Origin of the sequence: Hymenobacter setariae, from assembly GCF_007713685.1 — a bacterium.
GTDB lineage: Bacteria > Bacteroidota > Bacteroidia > Cytophagales > Hymenobacteraceae > Hymenobacter > Hymenobacter setariae.
The window spans coordinates 78,290-92,065 of the sequence record NZ_VMRJ01000004.1 but is presented as its reverse complement, the minus strand read 5'-3'; the positions used below and the strand labels follow the sequence as shown (position 1 = coordinate 92,065).

Genomic DNA, 13,776 nt, shown 5'->3' with positions numbered 1-13,776 from the left:
AGCTCGCCAATTGCAGCTGCTAGTTACTGTAAATCTGCCTTCCCCGCTCCGTCAATCTCCTTTTTTAAGCTCACCAAAAAGCCGCGTACCTTCTCTAAAGACTGAATCACGTCAATCTTATCCTTGAGCTGGCCGCCCTTCTGCTTCAGCATCTCGCGGGCACCAGGAATAGTGTAGCCGCGCTCTTTAACCAAGTGATAAATAGTGCGAAACGTATCGACGTCGGCCTGGGTAAATAAGCGGTTGCCCTTTTTGCTCTTGCGCGGGCGCAGCTCATCAAACTCCGTTTCCCAAAAACGGATGAGCGAGGTAGCCACGCCGAACTGCTCGGCCACTTCGCCAATGGTGAAGTACTGTTTGGTAATGTCGCGTTCTTTATAAGGCATAAGCCACTAACGCGGGCCTAGGCCCGGCAGGTATTTCAAAATCAATAAAAGAGAGCCGCTACCTTTGCAAAAGGGATGCCCGGCGGTTTCGGCCGCCGAAAAGTAGCCACAAATCCTCTTCAAGCCTAATTATGCCCCGGCCGCTGCCGGGCGCTCTTCTGCCATGTCGCTCCCAACCGCCAGCCACGTTCGCCAGCAGTTTCTCGATTTCTTTGCCAGCAAAGGCCACCACATCGTGCCCTCGGCCCCGCTCGTAGTTAAAGACGACCCCACGCTACTGTTTATCAATAGCGGCATGGCGCCGTTCAAAGACTACTTCCTAGGTAACAAACCTGCGCCGTTCAAGCGCGTGGTCGATACGCAGAAGTGTCTGCGCGTCAGTGGCAAGCACAACGACCTAGAAGAGGTAGGCTACGATACCTACCACCACACCATGTTCGAGATGCTCGGCAACTGGAGCTTTGGCGATTACTTCAAGAAGGACGCTATTGCCTGGGCCTGGGAACTGCTGACGGAGGTGTACAAACTGCCTAAAGACCGGCTGTATGTGACTTACTTCGAAGGTGATAAGGGCGACGGCCTAGGTCCTGACAGCGAGACGCAAGACCTGTGGCGGCAGTACACCACCGACGACCGCATTTTGCCCGGCAACAAGAAGGACAACTTTTGGGAGATGGGCGATACGGGCCCGTGCGGCCCGTGTACCGAAATTCACATCGACCTGCGTGATGAAAGTGAAATAGTCCAGAAGTCGGGCCGCGAGTTGGTGAACGCCGACCACCCGCAAGTGGTAGAGGTGTGGAACAACGTATTCATGGAGTTTCAGCGCCTGGCCGACAAGTCGCTTATCAAGCTGCCCGCCCAGAGCGTGGACACCGGTATGGGTTTCGAGCGCCTGATGATGGCCGTATCGGGCGTAAAATCGAACTACGATACCGATGTCTTTCAGCCGCTTATCCAGTTTATCGCTAAGGAAGCTGGCGTGCAGTACCACGGCACCTCACCCGCTACGGTAAACGACCAGCCCGCCACCGAAAACGAGCGCACCGATATTGCTATCCGAGTGCTGGCCGACCATATCCGCGCCATTGCTTTCACCATTGCCGATGGCCAACTGCCTAGCAATGTGAAGGCTGGCTACGTCATTCGGCGCATCTTGCGCCGCGCCGTGCGCTACGCTTTTTCATCGCTAAACCAAAAGCAGCCTTTCCTATATAAGCTCGTGCCAGTGCTGGCCGACCAAATGGCCGGCATCTTCCCCGAGCTGAAAGCCCAGCAGGCCTTCGTGACGCGGGTGATTGAGGAAGAGGAAATTGCGTTCCTCAAAACCCTCGAAACCGGCCTGCGTCGCCTTGATGCGCTCGAAGAAGCTGCTCGTGCTAACGGCGGCATGATTGATGGCCAAACGGCGTTTGAGTTGAGCGATACTTTCGGCTTCCCGCTTGACCTCACTGCTCTTATTGCCCGTGAAAAAGGATTGACGGTGGACGAAGAAGGCTTCAAGAAGGCCCTCGAAGCTCAGAAAAACCGCAGCCGCAACGCCCAGGAAACCGAGCAGAGCGACTGGGTGACAGTGCTCGATACCGACGCGCCCAACGTATTTGTGGGCTACGACCAAGACGAGGCCACCGCCCACCTGCTGCGCTACCGCAAGGTGGATAAAAAAGGCAAAACCGAGTACCAACTGGTGCTCGACCAGACGCCATTCTATGCTGAGAGCGGCGGCCAGATTGGCGACACCGGCTTTCTGGAAAGTGCCTTCGATAAGGTGCGCGTCATCGACACGAAAAAGGAAAACGACCTCATCATCCACACCACCCTGGACCTGCCGCAGGACCTAGGGGCAGAGTTCCGTGCCCGGCCCGATGCCGCGCGGCGTGGGCTGATTAAGAACAACCACACGGCCACGCACTTGCTGCAAGCCGCGCTGCGCCGCGTGCTCGGCGAGCACGTGCAGCAAAAAGGCTCCTTGGTAAATGAGAAGCTGCTACGCTTCGACTTCTCGCACTTCACCAAAGTGACCGATGCCCAGCTGCGTGAAATCGAAACCATTGTAAACGAGCGCATCCGCCAGCAGATTCCGTTGGATGAGCGTCGCAACGTGCCTATTGCCGAGGCCAAGAACCTAGGGGCCATGGCCTTGTTTGGGGAGAAGTACGGTGATTTTGTGCGCGTTATCACCTTTGACAAAGACTACTCGGTAGAGCTTTGCGGCGGCCTGCACGTGCCGAACACGGGCGCCATTGGTTATTTCAAAATCACCAGCGAAAGCGCCGTTGGCGCGGGCGTACGCCGCATCGAAGCCGTAACGGCTGGCGCGGCCGAGGCCTTTGTGGACCAGCAAATCGACCTGCTAAACCAAGTGCGCGAAACCCTTGGTAACCCGCAGCACCTGCTGCCTACTCTCGAAAAGCAGACGGAAGAAATTGCGGCCCTGCGCAAGCAGATTGAGCAATTTGCTCAGCAAAGCCTCAACCAACAGAAGGCACAGTTAGTCAATCAGGTAAAGGACCTAAATGGCGTGCATTTCTTAGCTGTTCAGGTGCAGGCAACCAGCGCCGACGACCTCAAGAAGCTAGCCTATGACCTGCGCCAGCAGGTAACTAACTTGGTGGCCGTCCTAGGTGCTGACATTGATGGCAAGCCGCAACTAGCTGTGATGCTGGACGACGAAATTGCCCGCGCCGGCAAGCTCAACGCCAGCACGCTGGTGCGTGAGTTGGCCAAGGAAATTCAGGGCGGCGGCGGTGGGCAGCCGTTCTTCGCCACCGCCGGTGGCAAAAACGTGGGCGGCCTAGGTGCCGCCATCGGCAAGGCCGAAGCCTTGGTGGCTGCAGGCCTGTAGCAAGTATTGCTGGATATAGTTCTATTAAAAAGCCCGCCGGATAGTATCCGGTGGGCTTTTTTGGTGAGCGAGGTAGGAGCCGTCTGTAATGAACGTGCGGCTAACACGATAAAGTAGCCTAGAAGCCGCTGCACAACTACGTTTTGTTCTTAACTAGCAGCCGCGTAAACCCTTTTTCGTTACTGCCATGTCCTTCTCCCTTATTTTCCTGGGGTTGCTCCTGCTCACGGCTTTTTTAAGCTACGTTATTGTGCCGCAGGGCACGGTGGCGGTTGTTACCATTTTCGGGAAATACCGGCGTATTATGGTGCCGGGCCTGAATTTTAAGCTGCCCTTTATCGAGAACGTTTACAAGCGCATCTCGATTCAGAATCGCTCGTTGGAGCTAGAATTTCAGGCTATTACGATTGACCAGGCCAACGTCAACTTCAAGGCCATGCTGGTGTACGCGGTGTTCGACCAAAGTGAAGAAGCCATCAAGCGCGTGGCCTTCAAATTTGTGGACGAGCGCAGCCTGATGCAGGCCCTGGTGCGCACCGTGGAGGGTAGTATTCGGGCCTTTGTGGCTACGCAGCGCCAGGCGGCAGTACTCAGCCTGCGTGGCGAAATCGTGCTGCACGTGAAAGACCAGCTCGACGAAACCCTCGAAAGCTGGGGCTATCACCTTATCGATTTGCAACTGAACGATATTGCCTTTGATGAGGAAATCATGCGTTCGATGGCTAAGGTGGTGGCTAGCAACAACCTAAAGGCAGCTGCCGAAAATGAGGGCCAAGCACTACTCATTACCAAGACCAAGGCGGCCGAAGCGGAGGGCAACGCTATTAAGATTTCGGCAGAAGCCGAAAAAATCGCGGCTCAGCTGCGGGGGCAGGGTGTGGCACTGTTCCGGGAAGAGGTAACCAAGGGTATGGCCCACGCCGTGCAAGAACTGGCTGACAACAACCTAGACCCCTCACTCGTCTACTTCTCGATGTGGACGGAAGCTATCAAGCACTTTGCCGAGCAAGGCCAGGGCAACGTCATTTTCCTCGATGGCTCGAATGAGGGCCTCGAGAAGAATATGCAGCAAATGCTAGCCTTGCAGCACCTTGACCGGCCGCGCGGAACCGGGCGCTAGTGCGCTGAGAATGCTTTGTATGAAGTTCATGCCTTAACGATACTCGCTTCGGATGCGCTACTTATATACTGGTATCTGCGGGCTGCTGGCCCAGCTGGCTCATGGCCAATCGGTGACCGATACGCTGGCTTATGAGCAGTCCCGGCAAACGACGGAGGAAGCGAGCCGCCGCGTGACTTCGCATACCGACTCGACGGGCCTATGCGTAGAAACGCTAAGCTGGGCCGGGCCCCGTGGGCTGGTGCGCATTTACTACGCTTCGGGTCTGCTTAAAGAATACGTGCCTTACGCCGACCTAGGTATGGGGCAGGTGCATGGCGTGGCCACTACCTGGTACGAGAGCGGCCAGTTGGAGAGCCGGCAGCCCTTCATACAAGGAAAACGCGAAGGAAAGTTAGAGCTTTACTACCCCGATGGACAGCTGAAGCGCCGCACAGAATATGCAACTGGGGCCGAGCTACCGGGCCAGTGCTTCGACGAAGCGGGCCGGCCAGTTGCCTACTTCGCCTACGAGCAGCTGCCACTCTACCCGGGCGGCCATGCGCAGCTAACGAAGGAGATAAACAATGCGTTGCGTTGGCCGCGCGACGTAACGCCTCTGATGCTGCTAATGCGGCGCACGGTTTGCCTCAGTTTTATGGTTGATGAGCAGGGAGCTATTCAATCGCCTAGGGTGGCCGTGTCGAGCGAGCTGCCTTCATTAGACCGCGCAGTGCTGGCTACCATCGCCAAGTTGACGCGCCGCTTTGCACCGGCCCGGCGCGATGGCCGGATAGTGCAAAGCGCTTATTATCTGCCAATTCAGTTTTGAAAGGGACTATATACCCGCCAGCCTGAGAAAATAAGGAGGTGTCGCGCCTAGTTATGAGCAACCAAAAACGGGGCTCACCAGTACCTAGCTGCGAAGAAGCCCAACGGGGCTTACGAAGAGCTTGAAACGTGCAAAATCTTGGCGTGCGTTAGCGTACGCTAGTACCTTTGCCTCGCTTTTTGCCAAGACACTACACCAATTTTCTCTACGTCTGTCAATCAGTACCCTTTTTTCTTTCTCAATGAAACACCAGTTATTCACTGCTTCCGTGCTTGGCCTAGGGCTACTGGCGGGGGCAACAAATGTGCAAGCGCAGTCGGCTGACCGCAAATGGGGCCTCAGTGGCTACACCACCATTCTGCGCTACCGGGGCGACCTAGGCAACAACTATTTCATGCGCCGCTATCCTACGTTTGGGGGCGGCCTCACCCTGAGCCGCTACCTGAGCAAAGGTCTCGACATCAACCTGTCGGCCAACCAAGCCACACTGCGTTACCCCAGCGACCCCAACACGTTTATCAACGGCAACCGCTTCTACGCCAACGTTAGCTCGTTTGGCCTAGGCTTCAAGCTAAAGCTGAACAACGGCTGGGCGCTAAAAGAGGATGCCGCCATTCAGCCCTACATCTTGTTGCAGCCGGGCTACGCTTACATCTACACCGACCGCTACCTCAACAACGCAACGACTCCTAGTTCTACCAACTACGGGGCGTTTGATGCGCAGGCTGCAGTAGGTCTTAATTTCCGCATTACGCCCGGTTTTAACTTTTTCGTGCAAGCCGGTCAGCACATCTTGTTTACCGATGATGCTCGCTTAGATGGGATAGCCGGCCCACGCAATGGGTGGTTTAATAAGTACGACCAGTACCTGCAGTACTCGGCCGGTGTAACCGTGAACTTTGGTAAGGCCAAAGACACCGACGGCGACGGTGTGCCTGACCGCAAAGACAAGTGCCCCGACACCCCGCAGGGTGTGAAAGTGGACGAAAACGGCTGCCCTGTAGACACCGATGGTGATGGCGTAGCTGACTACCAAGATAAGTGCCCCGACGTGAAGGGCCTCGCTAGTCTGCAAGGCTGCCCCGACTCGGACAATGACGGCGTAGCCGACAACGACGACAAGTGCCCCAACACCCCCGCTGGTGTGAAAGTAGACGCTTCGGGCTGCCCCGTTGATAGCGACGGTGACGGCGTGGCCGACTATCTCGACAAGTGCCCCAACACCCCTGCTGGTGTGAAAGTGGATGCTAACGGCTGCCCGCTCGACCGCGACGGTGACGGTGTACCCGACTACCAGGACCGCTGCCCCGACCGTGCCGGCCCCGCCAGCAACAAAGGCTGCCCCGAGATTAAGGCCGAGCAGAAGAAGGTCCTCAACGAGGCTACCAAGTACATCAACTTCGACTTCAACAAGGCTACCCTGAAGCCTTCGTCGTTCCCCAAGCTGGAGCAGATGGTGCAGATTATGAACGAGTACCCCGACTACTCACTCAGCATCGCTGGCCACACCGACGACGTGGGCAACGACGACTACAACCTGCGCCTGAGCTACGAGCGTGCTGCTGCCGCTCGCAAGTACATGGTTGACAAAGGCGTTCCGGCCGAGCGTATCGAGTCACGCGGCTATGGCGAAACCAAGCCGATTGCCGACAACAAGACCAAAGCTGGCCAGGCCTTAAACCGCCGCGTTGACTTTGACCCTTACCTGACCGGCGAAGCCAACGCTGCCGAAGCCAAGTACGGCCCTGCCCCGAGCATTTCGGAGCTGAAAGCCACTGGCAAGCCGCTGCCCGGCAAGAAAACCACTGGCACCGGCTCGCCCCGCAGCCGCAAGGCGCCTGTGAAAAAGGCCCCCGCCAAGCGCAAGTAAACGCGCCTAGGTAGCCTACTTAGAAGTGGCCTGCTCCCAGCGAGCAGGCCACTTTTTTTGTGCCATTAATCGAGTTCAGTGGTTTTACACTAGCATAGCCGCCGGTTCGCTGGGTACTAAATCAGGACTAACTTGCGGCTTCTTAGCTTAAGAGACTTATGGACGACGCCACGATTGCGAATTACCAGCCTGTTATCGGCCTGGAAGTACACGCCCAGCTGCTGACGCACAGCAAGATGTACTCGTCGGATGAGAACGAGTACGGGTCGCTGCCCAACACCAACCTATCGGTAATCACCCTAGGCCACCCCGGCACGCTACCCCGCGTGAACCGCACGGCCGTGGACTTTGCCATCAAAATGGGATTGGCTACCAATTGCCAGATACAGCGCGAAAACCTGTTTGCCCGCAAAAACTACTTCTATCCCGACCTCCCCAAGGGCTATCAGATTACACAGGACAAAACGCCCATCTGCTACGGCGGGCACATTGACATCCGGCTGGCTGATGGCAGCACGCGGCGCATCGGTATCACGCGCATTCATATGGAGGAAGACGCGGGCAAGAGCATGCACCTAGCCGGCGAAACCGAAACCCTGGTGGACCTGAACCGCGCGGGCGTGCCGCTTATCGAGATTGTGAGTGAGCCCGACATTCGCACCGAAGAAGAAGCCTACGCATACCTAGCCGAAATCAAGAAGCTGGTGCAGTACCTCGAAATCTGCGACGGTAACATGGAGGAAGGCTCCTTACGCTGCGACGCCAACGTGAGCGTGATGAAAAAGGGCGCCACCGAGTATGGTACGAAGGTGGAGGTCAAGAATATGAACTCGTTCCGCAATGTGCAGCGGGCCATTGAGTATGAGGTAAAGCGCCAGGTTGAAATCCTAGAGAATGGGGGCGAGGTAGACTCCGAAACCCGCGGCTTCGATGCTACTAGCGGCACTACCAGCGGACAGCGCTCGAAAGAAACGCTGAATGACTACCGCTACTTCCCCGAGCCCGACCTGCCGCCGCTGATAGTGGACGATGCGTGGCTGCACCGCGTGCAGGCAGCCCTGCCGGCGCTGCCGCAGCAGCTCTATGCCCGCTTCACGGGCGAACTGGGCCTAAGCGACTACGACGCCAACGTGCTGATTGACCAGAAGGAAGTGGCCCAGTACTTCGATGAGCTGTCGCGCCTCACGCCCAATGCCAAGGCTGCGGCCAACTGGATAATGGGCCCCGTGAAATCGTACCTCAACGAGCGGGCGCTGGAGCTAGCTGACTTCCCGCTCGACCCAGCACAGTTGGCGGGCATCATCGAGCTGATTGATGCGGGCAAGCTCAACTACTCGGTGGCCTCCAAGCAGCTGTTTCCATATCTGCTCGAGCACCCCACTGCCAACGCCACGGGCGCAGCCGAGACCCTAGGGCTACTCACGAAGGCCGACGCGGGCGAACTGCAAGCTTTGGTGGACCAGGTGCTGGCCGCCAACCCAGCCAAAGTAGCTGAGTACCGAGCCGGTAAAAAGTCGCTCACTGGCATGTTTATGGGTGAGCTAATGAAGCTGACCGGTGGTAAGGCCGACCCCAAGCTGGCCAACCAGCTGCTGCGCAAGGGCCTGGATGGCTAAGCGGGAACTACCTGCCTCCTTCTGCGCTTTCAGCCGCAATGCACCAGCCCTAGGTGCGCTATTATCGTTGTTTTGCCCCATGACTGCCTCTATGAATCTTACCCTTGCTGCCGTGGCCTTGCTTGGCCTCACCAATGCCTGCCAGAACGCCAGTGCGGCCTCTGGCTACGAAATAAGTGGGCAGCTCAAGAATGCCCCGGCGGGTACTACGCTCCACTTGGCCGAGCTTACCAGCAGCCAGTTTGTGGAGCGTGGCACGGCCAAAACCGACGCGCAGGGAAACTTTACTTTCAAAGGCGAGCAGCCGGCCTCGGCCGCCGTGTACCAGCTGAAGGTAGACGAGCCTAACCAGGTGCTGCTGGTACTCGACAATAAAACCCGCCTTACCCTGAATGGCGACGCCAAGAACCTGATGACGACCTATGCTGTGAAAGGCTCTAAGGATTCAGAAGTCATTCAGGAGCTTACGCGCAGCAACCTGGCCAGCAAGGTGCAGCTCGAAAACCTAGGGCAGCGCTACACACTGGCCAGTCAGAGCGGTAAAACCGATTCGCTCGACACCATCAAGAACCAGTACCTAACAGCGGTGAATAACCTGACGGCCCGCAACAAAGCTATTATTCGGCGCAATGCGAAGTCGGTAGCGGCGGGCTTTGCGGTGCTCAGCTTCGTGAGCCCCGATGAGGAGTTTCAATTTGCTGACTCCATCGCTACGGTACAGCGCACGGCGCAGCCCAACTCGCCATTCACGGCGGCGCTCACCGAGCGGCTGGCGCCGCTGCGGGCCACGGCTATCGGCACCTCAGCACCCGAAATCAACTTGGCCAAGCCAGATGGCACTAAGCTTTCGCTGAAAAGCCTGCGCGGTAAGTACGTGCTGGTAGACTTCTGGGCCAGCTGGTGCGGCCCCTGCCGCGGCGAAAACCCCAACGTGGTGAAAGCCTATAATGAGTATAAGGACAAAGGCAAGGGCTTCACGATTTACAGCGTGTCGCTCGACGACGACAAGGCTCGCTGGACCCAGGCCATTGCGGCCGACGGCTTAGCCTGGCCCAACCACGTATCGGACCTGCAAAAGTGGAACAGCGCCGCTGCCTCGGCCTACGGCATTCAAGCTATTCCGCAGTCGTTTTTGCTTGACCCACAAGGTAAAATCATTGCCAAAAACCTGCGCGGCCCCGCGCTGCAAGCCAAACTGGCCGAGGTGCTGAAATAAGTGCCCCGAGCCCTAGGTATGAAAAAGGCCCGCTTCTACGTAGAAGCGGGCCTTTTTCATACCTAGGGCTTGTTTTACTGATTTAAAAACATGCGCTGCAAGCCGCCCCAAAGGCGCTTTTTGAGGCTGGTGTCGTATTCTATCATTTCGACCTCCGCGCCGGCCAGGTAGGCCAGGCCCACAGAGGGAAACTGCACGGGCTCGTATATCTGCGTGGTGCGCACGGCCACATCGAGCAAGTTTTTGCCAAAGGCTAGGATGTGGGTAGCGGCAATTTCCTTGCGTAGGTTTTGCAAAGCCACGGGGTAGGGACCCTCCACGTTTACAAGCACTACGTCGGCCATAACTAAGCCAATGGCTTTAAGCAAGTTATTGAGGAAAACGTTGCGCGGTAATTTATTGAACCGCTCGGCGGGCAGGCGTACTAGTAGCACTACTCCTTGTGCATTAGCACCTAGGGTGCTGAATTCGGTGAGCAGATAAGGCGCTACGGCTGGTGCTGCCGCGGGGCTAGCGGGTGCGGGTGGCGGCGTAGTGGGTGCTGGGGGTGGCGTAGTGGGTGGTGCGCTTAGCCCTGTACCCGACAGCGACGGCAACTTGCCAACTGGGGCCGCTACTGGTGGCACTGGCTTAGCTACAGCTACTGGTGCGGCTGGCGGCACAGGTGCAGCTGGTGGCACTTGTGAGGCAACGGCCGGCCTAGGTGCCGGCGCTGCGGCCACTGGCGTACTACTCTCAGCCGGAGCGCTCGCTACGGCAGGCGCAGGCGCAGGCTCACGCTCGTGCGCCTCGAAGGGCATGTAGAGCGTAATATCAGTATAAAAATTTTGCAGAAAGGCTAGGGTGCCGGCTTGCTCGTCAGCCATAGGTGCCTAAGATTAAGCTAGTTCAAATAACGCTTTTAGCTCGGTGGCATCAGTGGGCTTCATGCGGCCGGCCAGCACGAGGCGTAGCTGGCGGCGGCGCAGGGCCCCGTCGTAGAGGGCAATTTCGTCGGCGGTTTCGGGCACGGCCTCGGGCACATCGATGGGGCGCCCCGATTGGTCGACGGCCACGAAGGTGAAGAATGCCTCGTTGGTTTTCATCTTGGTGCCGCTCGGAATGTCTTCGGCCCACACGTCGATGTGCACCTCCATGCTGGAGCTGAAGGCTCGCGTTACTTGCGCTTGCAGGGTAACAACGCTACCTAGGCGAATAGCGTCGCGAAACGACACGTTATCAACCGAGGCTGTGACGACGATGCGATTGGAGTGCTTTTGGGCGGCAATGGCAGCGGCAATGTCCATGAGGTGCATCATGCGGCCACCCATCAGGTTATTGAGGGTGTTGGTATCGTTGGGCAGTACCAACTCAGTCATGATGACGTAGGAGTCGGCGACGGGGCGTTGCTTGCGCACTTCGAGGGTACTTATAAAGTAAAAATTAGAAAGTTGGAATTGCAGCGGCGGTGTATAGCGAGGCAAGCCAACTAGTGCAAAGGTACGGCCGCTGCCAAGGCGCGACCGAGAGGTCGGCCAGGCACCCTTCTACCACCTTCGGTTATTTCCACCCCGCGGCGCCCAGCAGTGGCACAAACCGGCACCCACCAAATTCCTCCCGCACAAAGGACTCAGGCCCCTCGCGCGTGATGCGCAGGAGCTGCTGCTGGCTGGGGTCTTGAGCACCCACTGGCACCACTAGCCGCCCGCCTATGCGCAGCTGCCGCAGCAGGGCTGGGGGCAGCGCAGGGGCGCCAGCAGTTACCAAGATGCCGTCGTAGGGCGCACCGGCTGGCCAACCTAGCGAGCCATCGCCTAGGTGCAGGCCCGCCGTGGGCAGGCCTAGGGCGGCTAGGCGCGCCCGCCCCCGTGCGTAGAGCACAGGGTTGAACTCAATGCTTTGTACCTGGCTGGTGAGCTGACACAGCACCGCATACTGGTAGCCCGAGCCTGTGCCGATTTCGAGCAGCTGCTGGCCGGGCTGCACGCCCAGCAGCTCGGTTTGGGTAGCCACGGTGGCGGGCTGCGAGATGGTTTGGCCCTCCCCAATGGGGAAGGCTTTATCTTGGTAGGCGTGGGCTTCGAAGGCAGGCTCGAAGAACAGATGGCGTGGCACGGCGGCCATCGCGGCTAGCACGCGTTCGTCGCGAATGCCGCGCTGCTCGCGTAGCAGCGTCACCAGCGCTCGGCGCTGGCCGCGGTGGCGATAGGTGTCGCGGTCGGGGGAAATCGGAGGAGTGATAAGCGGAGAGGTTGAGCTATTGGCGGGGCGGCGCCCTATTTTTGCGCCATACGCTGCGAAAATACGACTTGCCCGCTCCTTTGCTCTTGCTCCGCCGCCTTCAGTACTGCAAGCTAGTCGCTGCCGATTTTGGGGCGGCCCTGTTGGCTTGGGCGGGTTTCTTTCCGCTGCGCAAGTACTTGCTGCACGAAGTCACGGCCGCTTATTTCACCCGCGCCATGGTCGCGGAGTTTGCGGGGGCGGCCCTGCTAGTAGCTACCTTCTGGACGCTGCTCTACACCCTCCTGGGGCTCTACCGCGATGTGTTTCGCAAGTCGCGCCTTTCTGAAATCATTCGCCTAGCCCGCATCTCGGCGCTTGGGGTGGTCGTTATCTTCTTCGGCTTGCTGCTTGATGATGGAGTAAATAGCTACCAGCTATACTATAAGACAGTTACGGCTTACTACGTATTGCATTTTACGCTTACGGCCATACTACATATCTGGGCGGTGAGTAGCGTGCAGCACCTAGTGCGCGGTGGGCAAATCTCCTTTCCAGCCTTGCTTGTAGGGTCTAATGCGTTAGCGCTGAATACCTCGCGTGAGCTGCAGCGCACCGGCAAGCACCTAGGGCTGCGGCTGGTGGGCTTCGTGCCCATTGGTGAGGTTATCAACCCCGAGCTGGCTAGCGAACTGCCGGCTCAGGGCACCTATGCCGAGTTGCCCACGCTGGTGCAAGACCTGCAAATCGAGCAAGTTATCATTGCCATTGAGCCCAGCGAGCATCAGCGCATTCAGGAAATACTAGCCTTGCTAGAGGGCGTGCCGGCCCGCATCAGCATTCTGCCCGACCTGTACCAGATGCTGCTAGGGTCAGTGAAAGTCAATCACTTGTTCGGGACGCCGCTCATCGAAATCAAGCAAGACCTACTACCTCTATGGCAGCAGGCAGTTAAGCGCGGGCTCGATGTGGCAACCTCCGCAGTATTTATTGTGGGGGGCTCGTGGCTGTATCTGTTCACGGCTGCAATGGTGAAAGCTTCCTCGCCGGGGCCCGTTTTCTATCGCCAAGAGCGCATCGGCAAAAACGGAGTGCCGTTCTACATCATCAAGTTTCGGTCGATGTACGTGAACTCTGAGCGCCTAGGTCCGGCGCTCAGTTCCGACCACGACCCGCGCATTACCAAGTGGGGCCGTTTCATGCGCAAGGTGCGCCTCGATGAGTTTCCACAGTTTTGGAACGTGCTCAAGGGCGACATGAGCCTGGTGGGCCCGCGCCCCGAGCGGCGGTTTTTTATCGAGCAGATTGTGAAAACCGCGCCCCACTACCGCCACTTGCACCGTGTACGCCCCGGTCTTACCTCACTAGGCCAGGTCAAGTACGGCTATGCCGAAACGGTATCACAGATGGTCGAGCGCCTAAAATTCGACATCCTCTACATCGAGAATATGAGCTTGGCCATGGACTTCCGGGTCATGCTTTATACGCTGAAAATCATTCTGGAAGGGCGCGGCAAATAATCGCGGATAACGGATTGTGCAGATACGCTTGCCAGGCAGGCTGGCTAGGTGGTTTGGGGCTTACTTGGAGCAGCTAGTTGCTCTCTGAACAGAATGTTAACTTTCGGGCTTTGTGGGGTGTTTGGCACTTAGTAGGTATGACATCTAATTAGGTCTAATACCTGCTCTATGCCGAGCAGACCAGCCTGCCAGA

Annotated in this window: 11 protein-coding genes; 7 read left to right on the top strand and 4 right to left on the bottom strand. The window is 57.7% G+C overall.

Translation table 11 applies throughout. The features are described 5' to 3' along the window. Positions 1-23 precede the first annotated feature (23 nt). Entirely contained in the window at positions 24-386 is a 363-nt protein-coding gene (locus FNT36_RS15270) for a MerR family transcriptional regulator (protein ID WP_144849470.1), read from the bottom strand. 163 nt (positions 387-549) lie between these two features. Between FNT36_RS15270 and alaS the strand changes: the two genes are divergently transcribed. The 6 genes from alaS to FNT36_RS15240 all read left to right on the top strand — a co-directional run bounded on the left by alaS (position 550) and on the right by FNT36_RS15240 (position 9,864). Beyond that, on the top strand, positions 550-3,231 hold the full coding sequence (gene alaS / locus FNT36_RS15265; RefSeq protein ID WP_144849468.1) for an alanine--tRNA ligase: 2,682 nt from the start codon (positions 550-552) through the stop codon (positions 3,229-3,231). A gap of 187 nt (positions 3,232-3,418) precedes the next feature. Then, positions 3,419-4,351 carry an SPFH domain-containing protein gene (locus FNT36_RS15260; protein ID WP_144849465.1) on the top strand — a complete coding sequence of 311 codons (933 nt, stop codon included), beginning with the start codon at positions 3,419-3,421 and terminating at the stop codon, positions 4,349-4,351. Between the two features lie 52 nt (positions 4,352-4,403). After that, positions 4,404-5,162, top strand: coding sequence for an energy transducer TonB (locus FNT36_RS15255; protein WP_144849463.1), 759 nt, complete (start codon positions 4,404-4,406; stop codon positions 5,160-5,162). A gap of 241 nt (positions 5,163-5,403) precedes the next feature. Next, positions 5,404-7,032, top strand: a complete 1,629-nt coding sequence (locus FNT36_RS25930) for an OmpA family protein (protein ID WP_144849462.1) — start codon at positions 5,404-5,406, stop codon at positions 7,030-7,032. A gap of 158 nt (positions 7,033-7,190) precedes the next feature. Beyond that, positions 7,191-8,648, top strand: coding sequence for an Asp-tRNA(Asn)/Glu-tRNA(Gln) amidotransferase subunit GatB (gene gatB / locus FNT36_RS15245; RefSeq protein WP_144849460.1), 1,458 nt, complete (start codon positions 7,191-7,193; stop codon positions 8,646-8,648). A 91-nt stretch (positions 8,649-8,739) separates the two neighbouring features. Next, positions 8,740-9,864, top strand: coding sequence for a TlpA disulfide reductase family protein (locus FNT36_RS15240; RefSeq protein WP_233635953.1), 1,125 nt, complete (start codon positions 8,740-8,742; stop codon positions 9,862-9,864). 74 nt (positions 9,865-9,938) lie between these two features. Here the strand turns inward: FNT36_RS15240 and FNT36_RS15235 are convergent, their stop codons facing one another. The 3 genes from FNT36_RS15235 to FNT36_RS15225 all read right to left on the bottom strand — a co-directional run bounded on the left by FNT36_RS15235 (position 9,939) and on the right by FNT36_RS15225 (position 12,072). Continuing rightward, on the bottom strand, positions 9,939-10,730 hold the full coding sequence (locus FNT36_RS15235; RefSeq protein ID WP_144849456.1) for a hypothetical protein: 792 nt from the start codon (positions 10,728-10,730) through the stop codon (positions 9,939-9,941). Positions 10,731-10,742: 12 nt separating this feature from the next. Beyond that, positions 10,743-11,222 carry an acyl-CoA thioesterase gene (locus FNT36_RS15230; protein ID WP_144850759.1) on the bottom strand — a complete coding sequence of 160 codons (480 nt, stop codon included), beginning with the start codon at positions 11,220-11,222 and terminating at the stop codon, positions 10,743-10,745. A gap of 181 nt (positions 11,223-11,403) precedes the next feature. Next, positions 11,404-12,072 carry a protein-L-isoaspartate(D-aspartate) O-methyltransferase gene (locus FNT36_RS15225; RefSeq protein ID WP_144849454.1) on the bottom strand — a complete coding sequence of 223 codons (669 nt, stop codon included), beginning with the start codon at positions 12,070-12,072 and terminating at the stop codon, positions 11,404-11,406. A 98-nt stretch (positions 12,073-12,170) separates the two neighbouring features. Here FNT36_RS15225 and FNT36_RS15220 point away from each other — a divergent pair, with 98 nt between their 5' ends. Then, entirely contained in the window at positions 12,171-13,583 is a 1,413-nt protein-coding gene (locus tag FNT36_RS15220; protein ID WP_144849452.1) for a sugar transferase, read from the top strand. Positions 13,584-13,776 lie beyond the last annotated feature (193 nt).

Coding starts and splice junctions, on each gene's coding strand:
- FNT36_RS15240 (WP_233635953.1), top strand. CDS start 8,740: ATGAATCTTACCCTTGCTGCCGTGGCCTTGCTTGGCCTCACCAATGCC.
- alaS (WP_144849468.1), top strand. CDS start 550: ATGTCGCTCCCAACCGCCAGCCACGTTCGCCAGCAGTTTCTCGATTTC.
- FNT36_RS15235 (WP_144849456.1), bottom strand. CDS start 10,730: ATGGCTGACGAGCAAGCCGGCACCCTAGCCTTTCTGCAAAATTTTTAT.
- gatB (WP_144849460.1), top strand. CDS start 7,191: ATGGACGACGCCACGATTGCGAATTACCAGCCTGTTATCGGCCTGGAA.
- FNT36_RS15270 (WP_144849470.1), bottom strand. CDS start 386: ATGCCTTATAAAGAACGCGACATTACCAAACAGTACTTCACCATTGGC.
- FNT36_RS25930 (WP_144849462.1), top strand. CDS start 5,404: ATGAAACACCAGTTATTCACTGCTTCCGTGCTTGGCCTAGGGCTACTG.
- FNT36_RS15260 (WP_144849465.1), top strand. CDS start 3,419: ATGTCCTTCTCCCTTATTTTCCTGGGGTTGCTCCTGCTCACGGCTTTT.
- FNT36_RS15230 (WP_144850759.1), bottom strand. CDS start 11,222: ATGACTGAGTTGGTACTGCCCAACGATACCAACACCCTCAATAACCTG.
- FNT36_RS15255 (WP_144849463.1), top strand. CDS start 4,404: ATGCGCTACTTATATACTGGTATCTGCGGGCTGCTGGCCCAGCTGGCT.